This window comes from Burkholderia seminalis DSM 23518 (assembly GCF_902832885.1).
Lineage (GTDB): Bacteria > Pseudomonadota > Gammaproteobacteria > Burkholderiales > Burkholderiaceae > Burkholderia > Burkholderia seminalis.
Window position 1 is genome coordinate 1,346,151 of record NZ_CADFDK010000001.1, and the last position, 24,432, is coordinate 1,370,582.

At 67.5% G+C, this 24,432-nt stretch carries 29 protein-coding genes; 13 read left to right on the forward strand and 16 right to left on the reverse strand.

The genetic code is table 11. From position 1 onward, the window contains the following. Window positions 1-14 precede the first annotated feature (14 nt). Window positions 15-527: an acyl-CoA thioesterase gene (locus HWX00_RS06270; RefSeq protein ID WP_175028360.1), complete on the reverse strand. Its 513-nt coding sequence runs from the start codon at window positions 525-527 to the stop codon at window positions 15-17. Window positions 528-658: 131 nt separating this feature from the next. Then, window positions 659-799: a hypothetical protein gene (locus tag HWX00_RS06275; RefSeq protein WP_167361865.1), complete on the reverse strand. Its 141-nt coding sequence runs from the start codon at window positions 797-799 to the stop codon at window positions 659-661. 186 nt (window positions 800-985) lie between these two features. On the opposite strand from HWX00_RS06275, the gene HWX00_RS06280 reads away from it, so the two are divergent. Next, window positions 986-1,693, forward strand: a complete 708-nt coding sequence (locus HWX00_RS06280; protein WP_124609140.1) for an ArsR/SmtB family transcription factor — start codon at window positions 986-988, stop codon at window positions 1,691-1,693. A 150-nt stretch (window positions 1,694-1,843) separates the two neighbouring features. Then, on the forward strand, window positions 1,844-4,435 hold the full coding sequence (locus HWX00_RS06285) for a DUF6600 domain-containing protein (protein ID WP_226194065.1): 2,592 nt from the start codon (window positions 1,844-1,846) through the stop codon (window positions 4,433-4,435). An 88-nt stretch (window positions 4,436-4,523) separates the two neighbouring features. On the opposite strand, the gene HWX00_RS06290 is transcribed toward HWX00_RS06285, so the two are convergent. Both HWX00_RS06290 and HWX00_RS06295 read right to left on the reverse strand, forming a co-directional pair. After that, a complete protein-coding gene (locus HWX00_RS06290; protein ID WP_049030723.1) occupies window positions 4,524-5,495 on the reverse strand; it encodes a thymidylate synthase in 972 nt (323 codons plus the stop codon). Between the two features lie 41 nt (window positions 5,496-5,536). Further along, window positions 5,537-6,934 (reverse strand): sigma-54 dependent transcriptional regulator, encoded by a 1,398-nt coding sequence (locus HWX00_RS06295; protein WP_034186469.1) that lies wholly within the window; start codon window positions 6,932-6,934, stop codon window positions 5,537-5,539. Here HWX00_RS06295 and HWX00_RS06300 point away from each other — a divergent pair. Next, the gene (locus tag HWX00_RS06300) at window positions 6,914-7,315 is read left to right on the forward strand and encodes a hypothetical protein (RefSeq protein ID WP_080287732.1); all 402 of its coding nucleotides are present in this window, start codon (window positions 6,914-6,916) and stop codon (window positions 7,313-7,315) included. The two genes, HWX00_RS06295 and HWX00_RS06300, sit on opposite strands and share 21 nt — an antisense overlap. Window positions 7,316-7,470: 155 nt before the next feature. Continuing rightward, window positions 7,471-7,764: a hypothetical protein gene (locus tag HWX00_RS06305; RefSeq protein ID WP_404823839.1), complete on the forward strand. Its 294-nt coding sequence runs from the start codon at window positions 7,471-7,473 to the stop codon at window positions 7,762-7,764. On the opposite strand, the gene HWX00_RS06310 is transcribed toward HWX00_RS06305, so the two are convergent. Continuing rightward, the gene (locus HWX00_RS06310; protein ID WP_124609141.1) at window positions 7,758-8,024 is read right to left on the reverse strand and encodes a hypothetical protein; all 267 of its coding nucleotides are present in this window, start codon (window positions 8,022-8,024) and stop codon (window positions 7,758-7,760) included. The genes HWX00_RS06305 and HWX00_RS06310 overlap by 7 nt on opposite strands. Between HWX00_RS06310 and HWX00_RS06315 the strand changes: the two genes are divergently transcribed. Beyond that, window positions 8,023-8,523, forward strand: a complete 501-nt coding sequence (locus tag HWX00_RS06315; protein WP_175028359.1) for a dihydrofolate reductase — start codon at window positions 8,023-8,025, stop codon at window positions 8,521-8,523. The genes HWX00_RS06310 and HWX00_RS06315 overlap by 2 nt on opposite strands. Before the next feature lie 96 nt (window positions 8,524-8,619). Here HWX00_RS06315 and pmbA read toward each other — a convergent pair whose 3' ends face one another. Continuing rightward, window positions 8,620-9,990 (reverse strand): metalloprotease PmbA, encoded by a 1,371-nt coding sequence (pmbA, locus tag HWX00_RS06320; RefSeq protein ID WP_175028358.1) that lies wholly within the window; start codon window positions 9,988-9,990, stop codon window positions 8,620-8,622. Between the two features lie 127 nt (window positions 9,991-10,117). Between pmbA and yjgA the strand changes: the two genes are divergently transcribed. Next, a complete protein-coding gene (gene yjgA, locus HWX00_RS06325) occupies window positions 10,118-10,720 on the forward strand; it encodes a ribosome biogenesis factor YjgA (RefSeq protein WP_272481919.1) in 603 nt (200 codons plus the stop codon). After that, window positions 10,704-11,321 carry a molybdopterin adenylyltransferase gene (gene mog / locus HWX00_RS06330; RefSeq protein ID WP_124670472.1) on the forward strand — a complete coding sequence of 206 codons (618 nt, stop codon included), beginning with the start codon at window positions 10,704-10,706 and terminating at the stop codon, window positions 11,319-11,321. Before yjgA ends, mog begins: the two co-directional genes overlap by 17 nt. A 16-nt stretch (window positions 11,322-11,337) precedes the next feature. Here the strand turns inward: mog and orn are convergent, their stop codons facing one another. After that, complete coding sequence (gene orn / locus HWX00_RS06335; RefSeq protein ID WP_049030222.1) at window positions 11,338-11,958, reverse strand: oligoribonuclease; 621 nt, start codon at window positions 11,956-11,958, stop codon at window positions 11,338-11,340. Window positions 11,959-12,075: 117 nt separating this feature from the next. Here orn and HWX00_RS06340 point away from each other — a divergent pair, with 117 nt between their 5' ends. From HWX00_RS06340 to HWX00_RS06350, 3 genes are all read left to right on the forward strand, one after another. After that, window positions 12,076-13,335, forward strand: a complete 1,260-nt coding sequence (locus tag HWX00_RS06340; RefSeq protein ID WP_034186463.1) for a M48 family metallopeptidase — start codon at window positions 12,076-12,078, stop codon at window positions 13,333-13,335. Then, entirely contained in the window at window positions 13,332-14,273 is a 942-nt protein-coding gene (gene rsgA, locus HWX00_RS06345) for a ribosome small subunit-dependent GTPase A (RefSeq protein WP_175028357.1), read from the forward strand. The genes HWX00_RS06340 and rsgA overlap by 4 nt, the downstream gene beginning before the upstream one ends. Before the next feature lie 62 nt (window positions 14,274-14,335). After that, complete coding sequence (locus HWX00_RS06350; protein WP_034186461.1) at window positions 14,336-14,653, forward strand: putative signal transducing protein; 318 nt, start codon at window positions 14,336-14,338, stop codon at window positions 14,651-14,653. A gap of 63 nt (window positions 14,654-14,716) precedes the next feature. Here HWX00_RS06350 and HWX00_RS06355 read toward each other — a convergent pair whose 3' ends face one another. The 6 genes from HWX00_RS06355 to rpsP all read right to left on the reverse strand — a co-directional run bounded on the left by HWX00_RS06355 (window position 14,717) and on the right by rpsP (window position 18,846). Further along, the gene (locus HWX00_RS06355) at window positions 14,717-15,655 is read right to left on the reverse strand and encodes a CobD/CbiB family protein (protein ID WP_034186460.1); all 939 of its coding nucleotides are present in this window, start codon (window positions 15,653-15,655) and stop codon (window positions 14,717-14,719) included. 120 nt (window positions 15,656-15,775) lie between these two features. Beyond that, window positions 15,776-16,462, reverse strand: coding sequence for a CoA pyrophosphatase (locus HWX00_RS06360; RefSeq protein WP_034186459.1), 687 nt, complete (start codon window positions 16,460-16,462; stop codon window positions 15,776-15,778). A gap of 87 nt (window positions 16,463-16,549) precedes the next feature. After that, window positions 16,550-16,942, reverse strand: a complete 393-nt coding sequence (rplS, locus tag HWX00_RS06365) for a 50S ribosomal protein L19 (RefSeq protein WP_006753174.1) — start codon at window positions 16,940-16,942, stop codon at window positions 16,550-16,552. Between the two features lie 133 nt (window positions 16,943-17,075). Then, window positions 17,076-17,870, reverse strand: a complete 795-nt coding sequence (gene trmD, locus HWX00_RS06370) for a tRNA (guanosine(37)-N1)-methyltransferase TrmD (RefSeq protein ID WP_034186458.1) — start codon at window positions 17,868-17,870, stop codon at window positions 17,076-17,078. Between the two features lies 1 nt (window position 17,871). Then, window positions 17,872-18,549 (reverse strand): ribosome maturation factor RimM, encoded by a 678-nt coding sequence (gene rimM / locus HWX00_RS06375; protein ID WP_034186457.1) that lies wholly within the window; start codon window positions 18,547-18,549, stop codon window positions 17,872-17,874. A gap of 42 nt (window positions 18,550-18,591) precedes the next feature. Beyond that, window positions 18,592-18,846, reverse strand: coding sequence for a 30S ribosomal protein S16 (gene rpsP, locus HWX00_RS06380; RefSeq protein WP_006476550.1), 255 nt, complete (start codon window positions 18,844-18,846; stop codon window positions 18,592-18,594). A gap of 151 nt (window positions 18,847-18,997) precedes the next feature. Between rpsP and HWX00_RS06385 the strand changes: the two genes are divergently transcribed. Both HWX00_RS06385 and HWX00_RS06390 read left to right on the forward strand, forming a co-directional pair. Then, window positions 18,998-20,137, forward strand: a complete 1,140-nt coding sequence (locus HWX00_RS06385; RefSeq protein ID WP_175028356.1) for a PQQ-dependent sugar dehydrogenase — start codon at window positions 18,998-19,000, stop codon at window positions 20,135-20,137. 109 nt (window positions 20,138-20,246) lie between these two features. Next, complete coding sequence (locus tag HWX00_RS06390) at window positions 20,247-20,714, forward strand: NINE protein (protein WP_034186748.1); 468 nt, start codon at window positions 20,247-20,249, stop codon at window positions 20,712-20,714. A 50-nt stretch (window positions 20,715-20,764) separates the two neighbouring features. Here the strand turns inward: HWX00_RS06390 and HWX00_RS06395 are convergent, their stop codons facing one another. Both HWX00_RS06395 and HWX00_RS06400 read right to left on the reverse strand, forming a co-directional pair. After that, window positions 20,765-21,931 (reverse strand): PA0069 family radical SAM protein, encoded by a 1,167-nt coding sequence (locus tag HWX00_RS06395; RefSeq protein WP_034186455.1) that lies wholly within the window; start codon window positions 21,929-21,931, stop codon window positions 20,765-20,767. Window positions 21,932-22,033: 102 nt separating this feature from the next. Further along, the gene (locus HWX00_RS06400) at window positions 22,034-22,522 is read right to left on the reverse strand and encodes an Lrp/AsnC ligand binding domain-containing protein (protein ID WP_012492860.1); all 489 of its coding nucleotides are present in this window, start codon (window positions 22,520-22,522) and stop codon (window positions 22,034-22,036) included. A 145-nt stretch (window positions 22,523-22,667) separates the two neighbouring features. On the opposite strand from HWX00_RS06400, the gene HWX00_RS06405 reads away from it, so the two are divergent. Next, window positions 22,668-23,954, forward strand: coding sequence for a D-amino acid dehydrogenase (locus HWX00_RS06405; RefSeq protein ID WP_049034348.1), 1,287 nt, complete (start codon window positions 22,668-22,670; stop codon window positions 23,952-23,954). Between the two features lie 91 nt (window positions 23,955-24,045). Here the strand turns inward: HWX00_RS06405 and HWX00_RS06410 are convergent. Further along, on the reverse strand, window positions 24,046-24,432 hold a 387-nt coding region (locus tag HWX00_RS06410; protein WP_175868099.1), incomplete at its 5' end, for an acyl-CoA dehydrogenase C-terminal domain-containing protein.

Here is a 24,432-nt window from a genome sequence, read left to right on the forward strand (position 1 = left end):
GGCGCCCGCTGCGGTCAGACCGTGCCCTTCGCGACTTCTTCCGGTTTCATCTCGACGATCTTGTCGAGCGCGGCCCGTACGTCGGCCGCATATTTCGCGAGTACCTTCTGCTCGGCGGTCTCGGGCACGAACGGCGGCACCGGCACCGGGTTGCCGTTCTCGTCGACCGCGACGAACACGACGAGGCAGTCGGTCGTCTGGCGCAGCACGCCGCCCTTCGGGTCCCCCGCGTGCACGGACACATGGATGTGCATGCTGGTGCGGCCCGTCGCCACGACGCGCGCCTTCAGCTCGACCAGGTTGCCGACCAGGATCGGACGCTGGAATCGGATGTTGCCGACACTGACCGTCACGCAATAGCGGCTCGACCAGACGGCCGCGCACGCATACGCGACCTCGTCGATCCACTTCATCAACGCGCCGCCGTGCACCTTGCCGCCGAAGTTCACGGACGAAGGCTCGGCGAGGAAGCGGAATACGGTTTCGGTACGGTCGAGGGCGGCCGGCACGGGGGACGGTTGGGGCATCGTTCTGGCTCCAGGCGGCAGGGGCGCTGTAATCGGGCCATTATACGTTGCAGTGCGGCAATGCGTCGCGGCCAGCGCCGCGTGGCGCGGCCGCGGCGGCGCCACCCGCCCCGCGCGCGCAGCGCCGCCGGTCAGCGGCGCACCGTGACGCCCTGGTCGATCGTCCCGTACATCTCGATACTGCCGCCCTGCCCGCCGGCGGCGCCCGCGCCGCCCTGCGCACAGGCCGCGCAGACGAGCGCGGCGGCCAACATGCAGAAAATCGTCTTCATCGTTGCATCGTGTCACATGCGGCGGCCCGCTGCCGCCGCGTCCGGCCCATTCTACGCGCGCCGCAACGGGCCGCAGCCAGGCTGCCGCGGGACGGCGCCGCCGCATCCGACATTTCATCCGGATACGAAACATCGAATGCGCACACCCACTACACTGCCCCTCATCCCGCTTGACGAGAGACGACGATGACCGATCAAGACGACCACCACTTTCCGGGCCTCAGCCGCATCGGCGCACTGATCGCCGACCCCGGCCGCGCCGCGATGCTGTGGGTGCTGATGGACGGCAGCGCGCGGCCGGCCGGTGAATTGACGATGATCGCGGGGCTGTCGCCGTCCGCGGCAAGCGCGCACCTCGCGCGGCTGACCGAAGGCGGCCTGCTCGCGCTCGACGTGCGCGGCCGGCACCGCTACTACCGCATCGCGTCGGCCGACATCGCGGCGTCGCTCGAGGCGCTCGCGAACGTCGCCCGCGCGGCTGCGCCGCACCGCCCGGTACCGGCGCCGTCGCGCACGGTACCGGCCGAACTGCGCTACGCGCGCACCTGCTACGACCACATGGCCGGCGAACTTGCGGTGCGCATTTTCGACGGGCTCACCGCCCGCGGCTGGTTGCTCGCGGACGGCGACGCGATCGAAGCCACCGAGCTCGGCACGCAGGCCCTCGCGCAATGGGGCATCGACGTCGCGCAGCAGCGCACGCGCCGGCGCCGCTTCGCATGCGGCTGCCTCGACTGGAGCGAGCGGCGCTCGCATCTGGGTGGCGCGCTCGGCGCGGCGCTGCTCGAAAGCTTCTGTGCGCACGGCTGGATCGAACGTTCCGCACGGCCGCGGGTGCTGCGCGTCACCGTGCCCGGCCAGCAGGTTTTCGACGCGTGGCTTACGTCCGCTTGACGCCCGCATTGCGGCTGCACGACAGCCGCACGCGACAGACAGGTTTTGTTACACCGCGTGCCATCCGACTTACAAAACACCGAGCATTGAAACAGGCCGAGCGGATATTGTGAACTCAACGGCACGAATCGACGCGCCGCGATAACGACGATGACGCTCACCATGGCCCCCCTGTTCACGCTCAAGCGAACCGCCCGCTATACGCTGCTCGCGTTCGCCGCGCTTGCGGCCCTGCCGCCCGCCTTCGCGCAATCGGCCGGCGCGCCGCCGTATTCGGCCGCGGCACGGCAACCGGGCGGCGACCCGCCCGGCCGCGTCGCGCGGCTCAACTACCTGTCGGGTGCCGTGACGACCGAACCGGCCGGCACCGATACGTGGTCGTATGCGGCCGTGAACCGGCCGCTGACGACCGGCGACCAGCTCTGGAACGACGCCGGCGCACGCTCGGAACTGCATATCGGCTCGACCGCGGTGCGGCTCGGCGATTCGACGAGCCTGTCGATCCTGAATCTCGACGACACGACGACGCAGTTGAAGGTCGGCCTCGGCACCGTATCGACGCACGTGCGCGATCTGCCCCGCGGCGGATCGTACGAAATCGACACGCCGAACCTCGCGCTCGGCATCACGGGCCCCGGCGACTATCGCGTCGATGTCGCGCCGAACGGCGCGAGCACGACCGTCACGATGCGCAGCGGCAGCGCGACCGTCTACGGCAGCAACGGGCAGTACCCGCTGTCGCCCGGGCAGCAGGTCGTGTTCACCGGCACCGACCTGCAGGTCGCACAGCAATCGGCGGCGCCGGGCCCCGACCCGCTCGACCAGTGGGCCGCCAGCCGCGACGCGGCCGAGGAGCGCTCGGTGTCGGCCCGCTATGTGTCCCGCGACATTCCCGGCTATCAGGATCTCGACGCGAACGGCACGTGGCGCGAAACCCCGAATTACGGCTCGGTCTGGGTGCCGAACGACACGCCGGCCGACTGGGCGCCGTATCACGACGGCCACTGGATCTGGCAGGCGCCGTGGGGCTGGACGTGGGTCGACGACGCACCGTGGGGCTTCGCGCCGTACCACTACGGCCGCTGGGCGTACGTGGACGACAGCTGGGCCTGGGTGCCCGGCCCGATGGTCGTCAGCCAGCCGCCGGTCTACGCGCCGGCGCTCGTCGCGTTCGTGGGCGGTGGCGGCGGTCCCGACTGGAGCGTCGCGCTCACGGTCGGCGGCGTCGCCGCGGCCGGCTGCGCATGGTTCGCGCTCGGCCCGGGCGAGCCGTGGCACCCGCGCTGGGGCGGCTGGAGCCCGCACTACTACGACCGCGTGAATCGCAATATCGTGGTGAACAACGTCAACGTGAACAAGACCGTGAACGTGACGAACATCACCAATATCACCAACATCAACAAGACGTACGTGAACTTCCGTGCGCCGCACGCGATCACGGCCGTGCCGGCCGCCGCGTTCGTGCATGGCCAGCCGGTCGCGCACTTCTCGCAACACGTCGATCCGCGGCAATGGCGCAATGCGCACGTCACGCCGGGCACACCCGGCATCGCGCCGGTGCGCCAGAGCTTTACCGGCGGGCTGCGCAATGCCGGCTACCGTCCGCCGGCGGCGATCGCGCAGCACCCCTACGTCGCGACGCGCAATCCTGCGGTGCCCGCCGCCTATCGAGACCAGGCAGCCGCGCATCTCGCGCAGCAAGGCGGGCGCGTGCCGGGCGCCGGCGCGCCGGTCGTGAAGACGAGCGTGCCGGCCGATTACAGGGCCCGCCCGGTCCGCGTGTCGGGTAATCCGAGCGGCGGCGCGTGGGCGATGCACAACGTGCAGCTCGTGAATCCGCACGGCCCCGTCGTGCAGCCGTCACGCGCGCCGCGCGAAGGCCAGCCGCCTGCCGTGCAAACCGGACGGCCGGGTGCGCCCGGTGCGCCATTGCCGGGCGTGCCGAATGCCGGACGGCCGGCGAACGGCGAAATCCCCAATGGGCCGCATTTCGCCACCGGCGGCATGCCGCAGGCGCCCGGCAACGCGACGCCGCATCAGGCCTTCGGGCCCGGCAACGGCGTCCCGCACCCGCCGATCGCAAGCAACACGCCGTCGGGCATCGGCAACACGCACGCGCCCGAGGCGCCGTCGCCGGCGTGGATGCAGCCGCACACGCCGATGGAACGCCAGCGCCCTGCCCCGCCGAGCGCCCTTCACGCGGCAGGCCGGAATGCACTGCCGCCCGTGCGCAGTGCGGCGGTGCCGCATCCGGAGGGCATACCGACACCGCAGGGCACGCAGCCCGGCGGCCGGAACGACGCGCCGCGCGCGTTGCCTCAGCCGAGGGTCGACCACACGGCGCAGATTCCGCAGCCGCGTCCGCGCCCCGATTTCCCGACACTGGCCCAGCACGGGCAAGCGCAACCGGAACGGGCCGCCCCCACGCCGCAACCCCGCCCCGAATTCGCGCAACCGGCGCCGCACCGCGAAGTCGCACCGCCGCGCGTGAACGAGTACCGTCCGCCGGCGCCAGCCGTACACGACATGCCGCGCCCGCAACCGCAGGCGCCGCGCATGGAGCCGCGCCCCCAGCCCGCACCTCGAATGGAGCCGCGACCGCAGCCGGCACCCCGCATGGAACCGCGCCCGTCGATGCCCGCTCCCCGCATGGAACCGCGGCCGCAACCGGCACCGCACGTCGAGGCGCCGCGCCCGAGCAGCCCGCCGCCAGGCGGGCACGACGAGCGGCATCGCCAGTAAGTGCCGCAAACGTGAAACAAAAAAGCCCGACCGGTCTCAGCCGGTCGGGCCTTCTTCCTGCAGGGCGCGGATCGATGAAACCGCGCGCTCAGACCGCCATCGGCGCAGTCAGCGGCTCATGGTGGCGGTAACCGACCAGCGAGAAATCGGACGGCTCGACCTGCTCGAGCCATTCGGGCGCATAAACGCCCGTCTTCGCGTAGTCGGGCACGCGCTCGGCAATCTCGAGCCGCGGGCTTTCGTAAGGCTCGCGCGTGAGCTGCCGCTGCAGCATGTCGAGCTGGTTCTCGTAGATGTGCGCGTCACCGATGAAATACGTGAACCAGCGCGGCGTGTAGCCCGTCAGGCGGCCGACGAGCGACAGCAGCGCGGCCCCTTCCGTCAGGTTGAACGGCGTGCCGAGGCCGACGTCGTTGCTGCGGATGTACAGGCACAGCGAGATCTCGCGCTTCGTCGCGTTCGGCAGGAACTGGTACAGCAGGTGGCACGCGGGCAGCGCGATCTGGTCGAGCACGGCCGGATTCCACGCGTGAAACAGAATGCGGCGGTCGGCCGGATTCTCCATGATCGTGTCCAGGCACTGGCGCAGCTGGTCGATCGCCTTGTACAGCAGCACCTTCGGCGCGCCGTCTTCGTCGAAACGCGTGACGATCCGGAAGCCGCGGCGCGTCGCGTCGGCGATCTGCGCGTCGGCGCCCGCGTCGAGCACCTTGTAGCCCGGCCACTGGCGCCATTGCACGCCGTACACGTCGCCGAGATCGTCGACGCCCTGACGGTACGGATTCGCGAGCCACTGCGCGTTCTCGTTCGCGTTCGCGTCCCACACCTTGCAGCCGAGCGCGCGGAACTCGGCCGCGCTGCGCGACGCGCGCAGGAAGCCGACCAGTTCGCCGATCGCCGACTTGAACGCGAGCTTCTTGGTCGTCACGGCCGGAAAGCCTTGCTGCAGGTCGAAGCGGAGCATCGCGCCCGGCATGCTGATGGTGCGGATCCCCGTGCGGTTCTCCTGCCAGGTGCCGGTATCGAGAATGGTACGAACGAGGTCGAGATACTGTTTCATGCGGGTTCCTTCGGCCGCGAGGGCGGCCGTACCCGCCAATTTTAGCAAGCGTGGTGAGGAAGCTCCGGCAACGGCGCCGAAAACCCTGCCAGCGTGTCGCCGCGATCGCGCATGCCGTGCGCGCACATCAGCCGGTAGAGCGTGACGCGCGACACGCCGAGTTCACGCGCGGCATCCGCGAAACGGCCGCGGTGGCGCAGCAGCGCCTGCTCGATCGCCTGCCGTTCGGCCGCTTCCCGCGCCTCCAGCAGCGACACGGGCGCGAGCGTCGCGAAGTCGTTCAACTCGAGATCGGCCGCGGTGATCATCCGGCCCTCCGACATCACGATCGCGCGGCGCACGCGATTGATCAGCTCGCGCACGTTGCCCGGCCACGAATAGCCGTACAGCGACGCGACCGCGTCCGGAGAGAAACCGCGCAGGCGGCGATGCGCATCGCCCTTGAAACGCTCGAGCATGTGACGCGCGAGCACCTCGATGTCCTTGCCGCGCGCGCGCAGCGGCGGCTCCTCGATCTTCAGCACGCACAGGCGATGGAACAGGTCCTCGCGGAACCGCCCTTCGCGCAACGCGGCGTCCATGTCCACGTGCGTCGCGCAGATCACGCGCACATCGACGGGCACCGACACGTGCGCACCGAGCCGCTCGATCTTGCCTTCCTGCAGGAAGCGCAACAGGCTTGCCTGGCTTTCCAGCGGCAGATCGCCGATCTCGTCGAGAAACAGCGTGCCGCCGTTGGCGGCCTCGACGCGGCCGATCTTGCGCTGGTTCGCCCCGGTGAATGCGCCGCGCTCATAGCCGAACAGTTCGGCCTGCAGCAGCGTCGACGGAATCGCGCCGCAATTGATCGCGATGAACGGTGCCTGCGCGCGCGACGAACGCTCGTGAATCGCGACCGCCGTCAGTTCCTTGCCGGTACCCGATTCGCCGGAGATGAACACCGGCGCATCGGTCGCCGCGACGCGGCGAATCGTCCTGAAGAGCCCGAGCATCGCATCGCAGGTGCCGACCATCTCGCCTTCGCTGCGCCCGGCGCCGACCGGCGGCGCAACGGGATCGGTCAGCGCGACCATGCCGTGCGCATGACCGACGGTCTCGACGATTCGCGACGTCTCGTACGGCATCGTCACATAATCGAAGCAGTAGTCGCGAATGAGGTGGCGCAGCGTGGCATCCTGCAACTGGCCGCGACGCGTCGCGGCGATCCAGCCGATGTGCTGGATGCTCAGGCAGGATTCGAGTTCGCGCAGGTCCGAGGGCTTGAAGCCCGGCGAAAAGTCGAGCAGGCCGGCGGTTGCCACGCCATGCTGCACGACACGCCGGACGTCGCGTACGGTCTCCGCGAGATCGACGCGCCAGCCGCACTCGTCGAAATGGCCGCGCAACGCGTCGTTCGGTTCGCGCGAATAGTAGATCACGTGCCGCTGATCGGCTCCCATATCCTCACCCCGTTCATCAACCGTCTAACGATTGCCGCGCACGTCAGAGTTCGTGCGAAAAGGATCGAATCGGGTCAGCCAGAGGCGGCTCGATTCGCCATGCCGATGCTCGGCAACGACAAAGCCTCGCATGATGGCGCTTATCTCGCGTCCAGTTATTTTTGGTCAAGACAGCTTAGTTATAGGCACCAGATACGACAAACGGATTTCGGCGCCGACGGCGATACGGCCCAATCGCACAGGAGGTCGATGCAGGTCAATCATCTGCACATAGCGCATGCGCAGCAAGGTGTTCGTTCATCAACACACGGGCCGATTTTCATCCTTGAAGCGAATCGATTGAATCCGCAGTATTCCCGAGCCCCCTCGTTTCAGGCCTGAAACATTTTCAGGCGTTTTCGGCCACAATTCGCAACGCTTGAGCGCGAATCGCCGTAGCGACAACGGTCCCGGCACGGTGGCATGCATTTCGCTGAATCCGTAAACGATCGGAGACAGCGGCCATGCGCAAACATCTTTTACTTTCTTTCGTGCCGATGGCGCTCGCGCTCTCGGCCGCCGGCCCGCCTGCGCCGGCCCGCGCGGATGACATCGCAAAACCGGATCGCGCCATGCTGCCGGCCGAAAATGCGCCGAGCCTGCGGCACGGCAGCGGCTTCGGCATCGTGACCGTGTCCGCACCGCAACCGCTGCCGACCGGCAAGGCAACCGTCACGCTGTGGGACGAGATCCCGCCACCGCCCCCACTGCCGATGCCGCTTCCGGTATCGCAACCCGGTGACGTGCAGCACGCGATGGAAGGCAACGTTCAAGGCAACAAGCGTCAGTGAGCCTGCGTCGCCCCACTCAATGAGGATTCCGTATTGATTTGACGATTCGAGCCGGCCGACACCGATCCGCGCCGGTATCGCCGTTCCCGCGACACGACAAAGGTTTTGTGCTCCGTCCCCCGGCGGGCACTCTTTTTATTCGGTCCGTCGCCGCGACGCCATGCATCGAGCGTCGCGGCGCGCAGCACGCGAAAGGCGGCGCATGCCGCCGTTCCGGTAGAATCGGCGCCATTCCGGTTTTCCTCTTCCCCGACCTTCATGACGACGTTGACCCTGATCGTCGCGCGTGCCCGCAACGGCATCATCGGCCGCGACAACCAGTTGCCCTGGAAACTTCCCGAGGATCTCGCGTTCTTCAAGCGCACGACGATGGGCGCGCCGATCGTGATGGGCCGCAAGACCCACGAATCGATCGGCCGGCCGCTGCCGGGCCGCCGCAACATCGTCGTCACGCGCGAGGCGGCGCGCCGTTTCGACGGTTGCGACACGGTCACGTCGCTCGCCGATGCACTGGCGCTCGCCGCGCGCGACGGCGTACCCGAGGCATTCCTGATCGGCGGCGCGCAACTCTACGCGGAAGGGCTCACGCTCGCCGACAAGCTGGTCGTCACCGAGATCGACGCCGACTTCGACGGCGACGCGTCGTTCCCCGCGCCCGATCCCGCACATTGGCAGGAAGTGTCGCGCGATGCGCACCAGGCTGCCGCGCCGAACACGTTCGGTTATGCGTTCGTGGTCTACGAACGCAAGCGCGGCTGACGCGGTACGCGGCCGCACGCGATGAAAAAAGCCCGACCGGCTTGCCGCCGGTCGGGCTTTTTCGCTGGAGGGCGGGCGGCTGACGCCGCGCCTCGCTTACTGCCCCGCGATCGTCATCTGCTCGATCAGCACCGAGCCCGTTTCCTTCGTACCGCGCACGATCGAATCGGCACCGATCGCGACGATGTGCCGGAACATTTCCTGCAGCGTGCTCGCGACGGTGATTTCCTCGACCGGATACTGGATCGCGCCGTTTTCCACCCAGAAACCCGCCGCGCCGCGCGAATAGTCGCCCGTCACGTAGTTCACGCCCTGCCCCATCAGCTCGGTCAGCAGCAGGCCCGTGCCGAGCTTCTTCAACATGGCTTCGAAGTCGTCGCCCGCCTGCGTGTTCGAGCTGCGCAGCGCGAGGTTGTGCGACCCGCCCGCGTTACCGGTGGTCTGCGTGCCGAGCTTGCGTGCCGAATAGGTCGACAGGAAGTAGCCCTCGACGACACCGTCCTTCACGACGCTGCGCGCGCGCGTGCGCACGCCTTCCTCGTCGAACGGCGCGCTGCCCATCGCGCGCGGCACGTGCGGATCCTCGACGACCTGAATGTGCGGCGCGAACACCGGCTTGCCGAGGCTGTCGACGAGGAACGACGTCTTGCGGTACAGCGCGCCGCCGCTCACGGCCTGCACGAACGCGCCGAGCAGGCCGGCCGCGAGCGGCGCCTCGAACAGCACGGGCACCTTGCGGGTGTCCAGGCGGCGCGCGCCCATCCGCGCGAGCGCACGCTCGGCCGCGTAGCGGCCGACCGCCTCGGGCGCCGCGAGATCGATCGCGCTGCGCTTCGACGAATACCAGTCGTCGCGCTGCATGTGACGGCCGCTGCCCGCGATCGGCGCGCAGGCGATGTAGTGGCGCGAGTACGGGTAGCCGGACAGGAAGCCGCGCGACGTCGCGAGCACGAACTGCGAATGCTGCGCCGACACGCTCGCGCCTTCCGAATTGCGGATCTGCGGGCTGACCGCGAAGGCGGCGTCTTCCGCGCGGCGGGCCAGTTCGACGGCGTCGTCGGCCGTCAGCGCCCACGGGTGGTAGAGATCGAGATCGCGCGGGTCGGTTTCGAGCAGTTCGGCCTCGGCGAGGCCGGCTGCCTCGTCCTCGGCCGTGAAGCGCGCGATGTTGTACGCGGCGGCGACGGTATCCTTGATCGCGGCCGGCGAGAAATCGGACGTGCTCGCGTTGCCGCGCTTCTTGCCGATGAACACCGTCACGCCGACCATCTTGTCGCGGTTGTGCTCGATCGTTTCGACTTCGCCGCGGCGCACCGATACCGACAGGCCGTCGCCTTCGGAGATTTCGGTCGCGGCGTCCGACGCGCCGAGCGCCTTCGCATGGCGAAGGATGTCCGACGCGATTTCCTTGAGCTGGTCCTGCGTGTGCGGGAAATAGCGCGCTTGTACGTCGAGATTGGCTGCCATCGTCTTGGTATCCGGTGGCGGGCGGGCGCCCGCATGGTCAAAATGTTGCGTATCCCGCGATCATAGCAAGGTCCGGGGCCGGACACAGACAAGCTTGGGGTGTCCGCGCCGCGATACAATGCCGCCCATGACACGCAAAACCCGAATCCAGCCGATCGAGCATGCCGTCGAAGACGACGACAACGGCTACGATCGCCCCAGCAAATCCCAGTTGAAGCGCGAGATGCACGAGTTGCAGGTGCTCGGCCAGGCGCTCGTCGACCTGCCGAAAGACGCACTGAAGCGCATGCCGATGCCCGAAAACCTCGCGGACGCCGTTCGCGAGGCACGCCGGATCACCGATCACGAAGGCAAGCGCCGCCAGCTCCAGTACGTCGGCCGCGTGATGCGCTCGCTGACCGACGACGAAACGGCCGCACTGCGCACCGCACTCGACGCGCAACGCGGCGTGAACAAGGCCGCGACGGCCCGCCTGCACTGGATCGAACGCACGCGCGACCAGTTGCTCGCCAGCGACGACGCGCTGACCGAATTCCTGCGCCAGCACCCGGAAGCCGATATCCAGGAAGGCCGCACGCTGATCCGCAACGCGCGCAAGGAAGCACAGCAAGGCAAGCCGCCGCGCTATTTCCGCGAGCTGTTCCAGTGGATCAAGACCGCGAGCGGCTCGCCCGACGCGGGTGACGATGCGCCGGACGACACCGAAGACGACCATGACGACGAAGCGTAACCACCCGGACGAACTCGTCGTCGGCCTCGTGTCGATCAGCGACCGCGCGAGCACGGGCGTCTACGAGGACAAAGGCATTCCGGCGCTGCAGGAATGGCTCGGCGCCGCGCTCACGTCGCCGTGGCGCGCCGAAACGCGCCTGATCCAGGACGATGCGCCGACGATTTCCGCCACGCTCGCCGAGCTCGTCGACGTCGCGGGGTGCGACCTCGTGCTGACGACCGGCGGCACGGGCCCCGCGCGCCGTGACGTGACGCCCGAGGCCACGCTGGCCGTGGCGACGAAGGAAATGCCGGGATTCGGCGAACAGATGCGGCAGATCAGCCTGAATTTCGTGCCGACCGCGATCCTGTCGCGGCAGGTCGCGGTGATCCGCGAGACGGCCGACCATGCGGCGCTGATCATCAACCTGCCGGGCCAGCCGAAGTCGATCCGGGAAACGCTCGAAGGGCTGCGCGATGCAGACGGCAAGTCGACCGTGCCCGGCATCTTCGCCGCGGTGCCCTACTGCATCGACCTGATCGGCGGCCCGTACATCGAAACCGACGCCGCGGTGGTCGCGGCGTTCCGGCCGAAAAGCGCGCGGCGGGCGCCGCGCTGACCGCGTGCCGGCCCGCTCAGGCGGCCGGCGCGGATTCGCCTGCCGGCGCCGATGCGGCCGGAATCAGGAAATGCTCGCGGTAGTACTTCAGCTCGTCGATCGACTCGTGGATGTCCGCGAGCGCCGTATGCATCGCACGCTTCTGGAAACCCTTGTAGATCGCGGGCTGCCAGCGGCGGCACAGCTCCTTGAGCGTGCTGACGTCGAGATTGCGGTAGTGGAAGAACCGCTCGAATTCCGGCATCCAGCGCGCCATGAAACGGCGGTCCTGGCAGATCGAGTTGCCGCACATCGGCGACTTGCCGGGCGACACGTACTGCGCAAGGAACGCCTGCAACTGCGCGGCGGCTTCCGCCTCGGTCACGGTCGACGCGCGCACGCGGTCGATCAGGCCCGAGCGCCCGTGCGTCGACTTGTTCCAGTCGTCCATCTTCGCGAGCGTCTCGTCGCTCTGGTGGATCGCGAACACGGGGCCTTCGACCGCGATGTCGAGCGTGGAATTGGTCACGACGACCGCGATCTCGATGATGCGGTCGTTATCCGGGTCGAGGCCCGTCATCTCCATGTCGAGCCAGACGAGGTTCAACTCGTTGCGCACGAGCGCGGGCTGGCTGGCGGAAGCGGCGGTATCGGTCATGAGTCATCCTGGAAAATGGCGGACGGCGCGCGCCGCCGCCCGGGCGGCCGGCATCGCATCAGCGGGGCCGGTCCGCAAGAACATATAATTCTCGCATAGAACCCTTTGGCGCCTTCGATGTCACCCTTTTCATTCACCCTGCTGTTCGCGATCGCCGTACTCGCGATGGTCGTCACCAAGCTGTGGCTCGCGTCGCGGCAGATCCGCTTCGTCGCGGCGCACCGCAACGGCGTGCCCGCGCAGTTCAGCGCGACCATCCCGCTGACCGCCCACCAGCGCGCGGCCGACTATACGGTCGAGCGCACCCGGCTGACGATGCTCGAGATCGTCGTCAGTGCGGCCGTGCTGGTCGGCCTCACGCTGCTCGGCGGCGTCGGCGCGCTCGATACGCTGCTGACCGGCTGGCTCGGCCGCGGCTACGGGCAGCAGGTCGCGCTCGTCGCCGCGGTGCTCGTGATCACGAGCGTGATCGACGTCCCGTTCGAGTACTACCGGCAGTTCGGGGTCGAGCAACGGTTCGGCTTCAACCGCATGACGAAACGGCTGTTCTTCACCGACATGCTGAAAAACGCGCTGCTCGGCGCCGCGCTCGGCCTGCCGCTGCTGTTCGTCGTGCTGTGGCTGATGAACCAGGCCGGCAGCCTGTGGTGGCTGTGGACCTGGATCGTCTGGGTCGCGTTCCAGATGCTCGTGCTGCTGATCTACCCGACCTTCATCGCGCCGATCTTCAACAAGTTCGAGCCGCTGAAGGACGACGCACTGCGCACGCGCATCGAGTCGCTGATGAAGCGCTGCGGTTTTGCGGCGAAGGGGCTGTTCGTGATGGACGGCAGCCGCCGCTCCGCGCACGGCAATGCGTACTTCACGGGCTTCGGCGCATCGAAGCGGATCGTGTTCTTCGATACGCTGCTCGCGCGCCTGTCCGGCCAGGAAATCGAGGCCGTGCTCGCGCACGAGCTCGGCCATTTCAAGCGCCGCCACGTGATGAAGCGGATGCTCGTGTCGTTCGTGCTGAGCCTCGTGCTGCTCGCGCTGCTCGGCTGGCTCGCGCAACGCACGTGGTTCTACACCGGGCTCGGCGTCACGCCGTCGCTCGACACCAGCAACGCGGGCGCCGCGCTCGTGCTGTTCTTCCTCGCGATTCCGGTATTCCTGTTCTTCGCGACGCCGTTCAGCAGCCTTACGTCGCGCAAGCACGAATTCGAGGCCGACGCGTTCGCGGCCAGCCAGACCGACGCGCAGGATCTCGTCAGCGCGCTCGTGAAGCTCTACGAGGACAACGCGTCGACGCTGACGCCCGACCCCGTCTACACGGCCTTCTACTACTCGCATCCGCCTGCGTCGCAGCGGATCGACCGCCTGCTGCAACACGCATGAGCCGCCCGACGTCCCGCAAGCCGGCCCCGCGCGCGTCGAACGCGCAACGGGTCGAAGGCCGCGTGATCGCCGCGCACGGGCGCCACTACATCGTCGCACCCGACAACGGCGGCCCGATGCTGCAATGCTTCCCGCGCGGCAAGAAGAGCGACATCGCGGTCGGCGACCGCGTCGTGTGCGAACTCGCATCGGCCGACCAGGGCGTGATCGTCGAGATCGGCGAACGGCGCAATCTGCTGTACCGCTCCGACCAGTTCAAGTCGAAGCTGTTCGCGGCCAACCTCGACCAGTTGCTGATCGTGCTCGCGACCGAGCCCTATTTCAGCGAGGACCTGCTCGGCCGCGCGTTGATCGCGGCCGAGGCGAACGAGCTGAAGCCGCTGGTCGTGCTGAACAAGATCGACGTCGAGGCCGCGCTGCCCGTCGCACGCGAGCGCCTCGCGCCGTACCGCGCGCTCGGCTACGACGTGCTCGAGCTGTCGGTGAAGGGCTCGCCCGACGACGCGCGCGCGCAGTTGATGCCGCACCTCGCCGGGCACTCGACGATCCTGCTCGGCCAGTCCGGGATGGGCAAGTCGACGCTCGTGAACCTGCTCGTCCCCGATGCCGAAGCCGCGACGCGCGAGATCTCGGCCGCGCTCAACAGCGGCCGCCACACGACGACGTTCACGCGCCTCTACCCGCTGGAAGGCGGCGGTGCACTGATCGATTCGCCGGGTTTCCAGGAATTCGGCCTCTACCACCTGACGGAAGGCCGCCTCGAGCGCGCGTTTCCGGAGTTCCGGCCGCTGCTCGCGGATTGCCGTTTCTATAATTGTCATCATCTGCACGAGCCCGGCTGCGCGATTCTCGAAGCCGTCGCCGACGGCCGTATCGCGCCGTCGCGGCATGCGCTGTACGCCCAGCTCGTGCACGAGGCGAGCCAGATCGTCCGCTGAGCGCGAGAGGCGCGCGGGGCCGGCCGGCACGCCCGGGCCGGCCTTCATCGACAGGAGCCGCGATGCGTTTCAAGGCACCCGATCTCGCGACCGCGCAACATTGGGCCAACGTGCTTCAGGTGGCCGGCGTCGGTTGCGAGCTGCATAACTGCTACGCGACTGGTGCGCTCGGCGGCCTGCCGGCCGATGCGTGCACGCCCGAGCTGTGGCTCGACGACGAACGTGACGGCGCCCTCGCGCGCCGGCTCCTCGATGCCGCCTCGCACGGCCCGTCGGCCGGCGCCGCGCCCTGGTTTTGCCGGCAGTGCGGCGAAGCGCTCGAGGCCCAGTTCACCGCGTGCTGGCAATGCGGCGCCGTGCGCGATCCGCGCGACGACTGACCCACAGCGACAAGGCCGGCATCGAGCCGGCCTTGTTCTTTCATCGGATCCCGCCGTGCGACGTCACGACACCCAGACGGCGAGCGTCAGCATCAGCAGCAGGATCATCCACAGGATCACCGCACGCCAGACGAGGCCGACCGCCGATTGCAGCGTCCGCGGCGTGCAATCGTCTCCGACCGTCAACGGACCGCTGTCGCCGACCGCCAGCGCATCGAGGCTCGACGGCTCCGCGAGCGGCCCCGCGAGACGCGCGCCGAGCGCCCCGCTGCCGGCGGCGAGCAGCACGCCGTCGTTCGGGTCGGGCCACTGGCGCGTGTGATTGCGCCACGCGTAGATCGCATCCTCGAAATTGCCGACGATCGCGAAGCCGAGCGCGGTCAATCGCGCGGGAATCCAGTCGATCACGAAAAACGCGCGCTGCGCGAACGTCGAGAACGCGGCCGTGCGGTCGTCGCCCGGCGTCGACCAGCTGCGCGCGAGGTATTCGGAAATCCGGTACAGCACGGCGCCGGCCGGGCCGATCGGCAGCACATACCAGAAGAACACGCCGAACACGTGGCGATGCGACGCGACAACTGCATGAATCAGCGTATGGCGGACGATTTCGCCGACCGGCATGTCGACCGTGTCGATGCCCGTCCACTCACGGAGGATTTCGCGCGCACGCGGCACGTCGTCGTTGTTGAGCGCGAGGTGGATGTCGGTGAAGTAGTGGCTGAACTGGCGGAAGCCGAGCGTGAAATACACGACGACGACGTTCCACAGGAACGCGAGCACGAAGCTCACCTTGTACAGCAGGAAATAGATCAGCGCGACGATCAGCACCCACGGCAGCACGACCGCGAGCCAGGCGAGGATGCCGTGCTTCTGCTTGCCGGCGTCGAGGCCATGCGCAACGGTTTCCGCATGAAACTGGAACAGCGCAAACACCGGATTGCTCGGTGATAACGCGCGGACCTGTTCGATGATGAGGGCGAGGAGAACCGAAAAGAAAGTCATGCGTGGCGCCGTCTTCGGAGTTATGTCATTTTTTGCATAACGATAGCACAGCGCCAGCCCCGCATGGCTGCCGACGCGGTCGCCCGGCGGCCGGCCGCGCGCGCCGGCCGGTGCATGCGCCTAGCCGGCGGCCAAGAAGCGGTAGAGATTGCGAAACATGCCGGCAGTTGCGCCCCAGATGAAGTAATGCCCGCCCGGTTCGCCATTCGGATAGGGCATCGCAAAAAAACGACGCTCGCCGCCTTCCCAGCGGAACACGCGGACCTGATGGTTCGCGGGATTCATCACGAACGCGAGCGGCACTTCGAAAATCTCGGCGACTTCGAACGTATCGGCCTGCACCGTGAACGGCGGATGCACGAGGCCGACCACCGGCGTCACGCAGAAGCCCGTGCCGGTCAGGTAGTCGGGTAGCGCACCGAGGATCTCGACCCGTTCGGCGGCCAGCCCGATCTCTTCCTTCGCCTCGCGCAACGCGGTGGCCGTTGCATCGCGATCGAACGTCTCGCGACGGCCGCCGGGGAAGCTGATCTGCCCGGCGTGGTCGTTCAGGTGGTCGGCACGCTGGGTCAACAGCACGGTCAGGCCCGACTCGCGGACGACGAGCGGCATGAGGACGGCCGCGCTGCGCGGATCGACGCCTTCCTGCAGCCTCGCCTCGCCGGGCTCGACGCTCCAGTCGAGCGTACGCGCGAAACGTTCGCGCAAGCCGGACGGCGTCATCAGCGGGGGATCGATGACAGGCAGGCCGGCACCGGTGCCTTCGACCGGCAGGACTTCGGGATCGATGATGGGGCGGCGATTCAATGGGGCTCTCGGGTTCGTGTCGTATCGAGCATATTGTCGCGCCAGAATGAAAAAAGCACCCGGGTGGGTGCTTTTTCCTTACAGCTCTTACTCTTGGGAAGCTGCTGCGGCGCGATCCTTCGACACCAGCTTTTCCTTGATACGAGCCGACTTGCCCGAACGCTCGCGCAGGTAGTACAGCTTCGCACGACGCACATCGCCGCGACGCTTCACGACGATGCTTGCCAGCAGCGGCGAGTACGTCTGGAACGTACGCTCGACGCCTTCGCCCGACGAGATCTTGCGGACGATGAAGTTCGAGTTCAGACCACGGTTGCGAATCGCGATCACGACGCCTTCGTAAGCCTGAACGCGCTTGCGGTTACCTTCAACCACGTTCACGTTCACGATCACCGTGTCGCCCGGGGCGAATTCGGGGATCGTCTTGCCGGCGAGCGCGCGCTCGATTTCTTCCTGCTCAAGTTTTGCGATCAGATTCATTACTGACTCCTTATGCCATCGTGTCGGCGTTGGTACCCGCCTGCTTCCAGGCCTGGCCCCGATAGAGGATGGATTCACATCAGGCACCGCACACGCATGCACGGCACCGCCAATTCCCGCTCGCGCAGCCGCCTCAGGAGGCGTCCTTCGCTTCGCGTGCGAGGTTCGCAAGCCACGCCTCGTCGGCCCGGCTCAGCAACTTCTCGCGGCGCGCCCGGACGATCAGGTCCGGCCGCTTCCGCCACGTATTCCGCAATGCTTCCTGCCGCCGCCACCGCTCGATCTCGGCATGATGCCCGCCGAGCAGCACGTCCGGCACGCGCACGCCATGGTATTCCTCGGGGCGCGTGTAGTGCGGGCAATCGAGCAGGCCGTCGGCGAAACTGTCCTGCACGGCCGACAGCGAATCGTTCAGCACGCCGGGCAGCAGCCGTACGACGGCATCCATCATCGCCATCGCCGGCAGTTCGCCGCCCGACAGGACGAAATCGCCGAGGCTGATTTCCTCGTCGACGCACCGGTCGAGCAGACGCTGATCGATCGCTTCGTAGCGGCCGCACAGCACGACGACACCGGGCTCCTGCGCCATCCGCACGGCACGCTCATGCGTGAGCGGCGCGCCCTGCGGCGACATCATCACGACACGCGTGCTCGCGATGCCCTGCTCCGCCTGCGCCGCTTTCGCGGCGTCAATGGCGGCTTCGAGCGGCTTCGCCAGCATCACCATGCCCGGACCGCCGCCGTACGGACGATCATCGACCGTGCGGTAGTTGTCCGTCGTGAAATCACGCGGGTTCCAGGTGCGCAGCCCGAAGCGCCCCTGCTTGACGGCCCGGCTGGTGATGCCCCAGTCGGTCAGTGCACGGAACATCTCGGGAAAGAGCGTGACGACGTCGAACTGCACCGCGCTCTCGGTTACCTGGTTCATTTCAGTAATCGGCTTCCCAGTCGACGACGATCCGACGCGCCGCCTGATCCACCGTTTTGACGTATACGCCGACAAACGGGATCAACCGTTCGTCGGTGGTCGGCTGACCGTCTTTGCCGGTCGCCGGATACTCGACACGCATGATCGAATGCACGCCGTTGTCGATCATCCCGCTCACCTTCCCGAGCGCCACCGATTGCTCGTTGACGACATCGAGACCGATCAGGTCGACCCAATAGAATTCGTCCGCGGCCAGTGCCGGGAAATCTTCCCGGCGCACGAACACGCGAAAGCCGCGCATCGCGAGTGCGGCATCGCGGTCGCTGACGCCCGCGGGTTGCGCAACGACGGTGTCGCTGTGCGTCTTCGACTGCATGATGCGGACCGAAAGCCGCTCCGCACCGCGCTCCAGCCACCAGCGACGCGCGTTGAGCAATGCATCGCCGCCGCGACCGGCGTCGGCATGCGTCGCCACCTTGACCCAGCCCTTCAGGCCGTAGGCGTCGACTACCGCCCCGACCTCGACTGCGTCGTCGGGCCAGGCTTGCGTCGCTTCGAGACCACCTTGCTCGGCAGCCTCACCGGCGCTCGCGACAGCGTCGCGCTCGACCGGCTTGCGGACGAACGCGCCGAATGACGCACGCCCGCGCCTTGCATTACCGGAATCGTGACCCGCCATCAATGCACCTCACAGCCGGCACGACCGGCACACCGTGCCATGTTAGGCAGCCGGTTGCGCCTTTTGCGCTTCCTTCACGAGACGCTGGACGGTCGGCGACAGTTGCGCGCCAACGCCTTGCCAGTACGTCAGGCGATCCTGAGCGATACGCAGCGATTCGCCCTTCGTGGCGACCGGGTTGTAGAAGCCGACGCGCTCGATGAAGCGGCCGTCACGACGGTTGCGCGAATCGGTAGCGACGATGTTGTAGAACGGGCGCTTCTTCGAGCCGCCACGAGCCAGACGGATGATAACCATATGATGTCCTTCGGAAAACCGGGTTCGAAACTACTGAAACACGCGATTATAGCCGGAAACCAGAGGTACAACAAACACTTACGCGCAAAATTCCGCGGGCGGCCTGTCGGGCGGGCATACAATCGTCGTGTCCAGGACGTTTCCCGCCGTCATGCCGCCCCTTCCCGCTGCCTCGACGCGCCGCGCGCAGAACCGTTTCACGGCGCTGCTCGCCGGCCTTGCCAGCCTCGCGTCCGCACCGGCGTTTGCCGCGCCGTTGCCGGTGAGTGAACTCGTCGTCCCGCCCGGCTTCCACGTGGAAATCCTGACCGACACGGTACCGGCCGCGCGCGAAATGGCCTGGTCGCCCCGCGGCATCCTGTATGTCGGCACACGCGAAGGCCGCGTGCACGCGTTCGCGATGCACGAGGGCCGGATCACCGCGCACTACGTGATCGCCTCCGGGCTCGACATGCCCGTCGGCGTCGCCTACCGCGATGGCGCCCTCTATATATCCGCCGTATCGCGGATCCTGCGCGTCGATCATGTCGACGATCGGCTCGCCCGACCGCCCGCCCCCGTCGTCGTGACCGATGCGCTACCGACGGAACATCATCACGGCTGGAAATTCATCGCGTTCGGCCCCGACGGCAAGCTGTACGTGCCGACCGGCGCACCGTGCAATGCCTGCCTCGCCGATCGCAGCCGCTACGCGATCATCGCGCGCATGAAGGCGGACGGCAGCGAACGCGAGGTGGTCGCGCGCGGCGTACGCAATACGGTCGGCTTCGCATGGCATCCCGATTCGGGCGAGCTGTGGTTTACCGACAACGGGCGCGACCTGATGGGCGACGACGTACCCGATGACAAGCTGAATCGCGCCCCGCGCGCCGGGCTCGACTTCGGCTTTCCTTATTGCCATGGCGGCGATACGCCCGACCCCGAATTCGGCAGCGCCGGCGTGTGCCGCCGCTACGCGCCGCCCGTCGTGAAACTCGGCGCGCATGTCGCCGCGCTCGGCATGCGCTTCTATACCGGGCCGATGTTTCCGGCGTCGTATCGCAATAACGTGTTCATCGCCGAACACGGGTCGTGGAACCGCAGCACGAAGGTCGGCTACCGCGTGATGCGCGTGATCGTGTCGGCGGACGGCAGCCACGCGCAGCAGATGCCGTTCGTCACGGGCTGGCTGCGCCCCGACGGCACGGTATGGGGACGCCCGGCCGACGTGCTGCCGCTGCCGGACGGCTCGCTGCTCGTCAGCGACGATTACGCCGGCGCCATCTACCGCGTGACCTATGCGGCACCTTGACGCAGGCAAGGGGTGACCGGGCCCGACCGGGCATCGTAGAATGCGTGCCGGGCCGCGCGCCCGCGCCGGCCCGCCGGCCGCCCATGCCAACGACCATCCGCCGCCATCCATGTCCAGCAGCACCGCACCGTCCCGCCGCTTCCGCTCCAAGACGCTCACTGCCGCCCTCGCGTTCCTGTTCGGTTCGCTCGGCGCGCACCGCTTCTATCTGTATGGCTTGCGCGACGTGTACGGCTGGGCGCACCTGCTTGCGACGATCGTCGGCATCCCGGGCTTCCTTTTGCTTGCGGCGACCCAACGCACTGCCGGCCTCGGCTGGTGGCTCGCGATACCCGGCGCGATCTCGCTGCTGGCGGCATTCCTCGCCGCACTCGTCTACGGGCTGCGCCCTGACGAAAAATGGGATGCGCAATTCAACGCGGACACCGGCAAGCACAGCAAGTCGGGCTGGACCGTGATCTTCGTCGTGATCTTCTCGCTGCTGATCGGCGCGTTCCTGCTGATGACCGCACTCGCGCTGTCGTTCCAGACGTATTTCGAATCGCAGGTCGAAGCCGCGAAGCAGATTTCGCAGTAAGCACGACGGACGCGGCGCCGAGGGCCCTCCGCGGCGGCCTTGCTCGCGTATCAGAACAGATTCAACTGCATGTCGTCGCGTGGCTTCGCACCGGCCGAACGTCCGGCAACACGTGGCACCGGCGCGACCGCGGCCGGCGCACCGCGGAACTGCGACAGATCGAGAATGCCGTTCGTGCGCTCGTTCAACCCGAGCCGCTTGACGGCCTGGCGAAAGCGCTGCCGCAACAGGTCCGCCCAGATCCCCTCGCCCTTCATCCGCTTCGAGAAATCCGCGTCGTAGTCCTTGCCGCCGCGCATGTCGCGCACGCGGTTCATCACGCGTTCCGCGCGGTCGGGGAAATGCGCGGCGAGCCAGTTCTTGAACAGCGGCGCGACCTCCCACGGCAGCCGCAGGATGATGTAGCTTGCGTGCGTCGCGCCGGCTTCCGCGCACGCTTCGAGCACGCGCTCCATGTCGGGCTCGGTCACGAACGGAATCACCGGCGCAATGCTCACGCCGACCGGCACGCCCGCGTCGCGCAGCGCGCGGATCGTGCGCAGCCGTCGCGCCGGCGTGGCCGCGCGGGGCTCGAGCGTACGAGCGAGATCGGCATCGAGTGTCGTGATCGTGACCGCCGCCATCACCTGCCCGCGCTCGGCCATCGGTGCGAGCAGGTCGAGATCGCGCTCGATCAGCGACGATTTCGTGATCGCCGCGAACGGCAACCCGCGATCGTGCATCACCTGGATCACGCTGCGCGTGATGCGCAGGTCGCGCTCGACCGGCTGGTACGCGTCGGTGTTGACGCCGAGCGCGATCGGCTCCGGCACGTAGCGCTTGCGCGAAATCTCGCGCTCGAGCAGCTCGGCCGCGTTGACCTTCGCGTAGATGCGGCTTTCGAAATCGAGCCCCGGCGACAGGCCGAGATAGCTGTGCGTCGGCCGCGCGAAGCAGTAGATGCAACCGTGCTCGCAGCCGCGATACGGGTTGAGCGATACGCTGAACGGAATATCGGGCGACTGGTTGTGCGTCAGGATGCTTTTCGCACGCTCCTCGAACACCTGCGTGCGCAGCGGCGCGGGGAAGTCGGCATCGTCCGACTCGTGCGTCCAGCCGTCGTCGACCGCTTCGCGCTGCGCGATTTCATACCGCCCCTGCAGGTTGTCGACCGCACCGCGCCCCTTGCGGGGCACGGGCGGCGCTACCGGAAATTCGTTGTCGGACCGATCGTCCATATGCCCACCCCTTCGCCTGCGCCCAATACTGTACATTTATACAGTATTGGGCGCAGCATGCCAAGGGCGGGATAAGGGGCTCGACAACAGGCTGCCGACGCGTCACTCGCCGACGGCAATCGTCAGCGTTTCCTTGATTTCCTCCATCACGACATAGCTCTTCGACTGCACCGCGCCGGGCAGTTGCAGCAGGATGTCGCCGAGCAGCTTCCGGTAGTCGGCCATCTCGCCGATCCGCGCCTTGATCAGGTAGTCGAAATCGCCGGAAACCAGATGGCATTCGAGCACCTCGTCGATCTTCATCACTTCCCGGCGGAATTGCTCGAACATGTTGCCGCCCTTGTGGCCAAGCGTGATCTCGACGAACACCAGCAGCGCGGCCCCCAGCTGACCCGGGTCGACCCGCGCGTGATAGCCGGTGATCACGCCGTCGCGCTCCATGCGACGCACGCGCTCGATGCACGGCGTGACGGTCAGTCCGACCTGTTCCGCGAGGTCTTTCATCGCCATCCGGCCGTCGTCCTGGAGCAGTTTCAGGATGCGCCGGTCGAGCTTGTCGAGCGAGCGTACGGGCTGACGTTGCGTTCTCATTTGTTTATGCTGAAAACCTGAAAAATACGATAACAAAACCTACACATTCGACAATACCATAGCGCAAAAAACTAGATCAGCTAGAGGTTACACGGAGCCGCACACGCGCCCGGCCTCGATCTGGTCCCTTCCATCTGGAGCAGCTATGCGAGTCGTCATTCTGGGCAGTGGTGTAGTGGGCGTGGCAAGCGCGTATTACCTTGCACGCGCCGGCCATGAAGTCACCGTGATCGACCGGGAAGCCGGCCCGGCGCTCGAGACGAGCTTCGCGAACGCAGGCCAGATCTCGCCCGGTTATGCCGCACCGTGGGCCGCGCCCGGCGTGCCGCTGAAAGCCGTCAAGTGGATGTTCGAAAAGCATGCGCCGCTCGCGATCCGCCTCGACGGCACGCGCTTCCAGCTCCAGTGGATGTACCAGATGCTGCGCAACTGCACGGCCGAGCGCTATGCGGTCAACAAGGGCCGCATGGTCCGCCTCGCCGAATACAGCCGCGACTGCCTGCAGGCGCTGCGCGCCGATACGGGCATCGAGTACGAAGGCCGCACGGGCGGCACGCTGCAACTGTTCCGCACGCAGCAGCAACTCGACGGCGCGGCGAAGGACATCGCCGTGCTGCGGGAAGCGAACGTGCCGTTCGAACTGCTGTCGCCGGCCGAACTGAAGAATGCCGAACCGGCGCTTGCCGCCGTCTCGCACAAGCTGACGGGCGGCCTGCGCCTGCCGGGCGACGAAACGGGCGATTGCCAGCTGTTCACGACGCGCCTGGCCGCGCTCGCCGAATCGCTCGGCGTCAAGTTCCGCTACAACACGCCGATCGATGCGCTCGCGATCGCGGGCGGCAAGATCGCCGGCGTGCAGTGCGGCAGCGAGACGGTGCGCGCGGACGCGTACGTCGTCGCGCTCGGCTCGTACTCGACGAACTTCATCTCGAACCTGATGAAGATCCCGGTCTATCCGCTGAAGGGCTATTCGATCACCGCGCCGATCGTCAACGAAGCGGCCGCTCCGGTGTCGACCGTGCTCGACGAAACCTACAAGATCGCGATCACGCGTTTCGACCAGCGCATCCGTGTCGGCGGCATGGCGGAAATCGTCGGCTTCGACAAGAAGCTGCGCGCCGCGCGCCGCGAAACGCTCGAGATGTGCGTCAACGACCTGTTCCCGGGCGGCGGCGACACGTCGAAGGCCACGTTCTGGACGGGCCTGCGCCCGATGACGCCGGACGGCACGCCGATCGTCGGCCGCACGCCGGTGTCGAACCTGTTCCTGAACACCGGCCACGGCACGCTCGGCTGGACGATGTCGTGCGGCTCGGGCCAACTGCTCGCCGACCTGATCTCGGGCAAGATGCCCGCGATCCAGGCCGACGACCTGTCGGTGCATCGCTACCTGAAGGACGTGGCCGGCCAGACGCGCCCGGCCTACGCCTGAGCCGCGACGGCCCGCAACACGGGCCGGCCGGCGGCAAAAGGAAAGGCGCCCTCGGGCGCCTTTTTCGTTGCGTCGACGGCGTTGCTCGCGGTCAGAACTGGTCTTCCGTCAACGCGAGCACGCTCTCGTTGCCCTTCGCGCCGACGATCGACGCCTCGAGCGCACCCGCCTGCACGAGAATGTGCTCCGCATAACATTGCGCGATCGCGATCTTCGCATCGAAAAACGCCGGGTCGCTCGCGCGGTTCGCCTGCGCCGCCACCAGCGCGCGCGCCATCTGCCACCCGCACAGCACCACGCCCGCCAGCTTCAGGTACGGCACGCTCCCCGCGAACACCGCGTTCGGGTCCTGCTTCACGTTCGCCAGCACGTAATCCACCGCCGATGCCAGCGCGCGGGCACCTTTCTCCAGCTGTACCTTCATCGACGCGGCCGCCGCACCGTCCAGCTTGCCCAGCGCCGCCACCGTGGCGTCGAT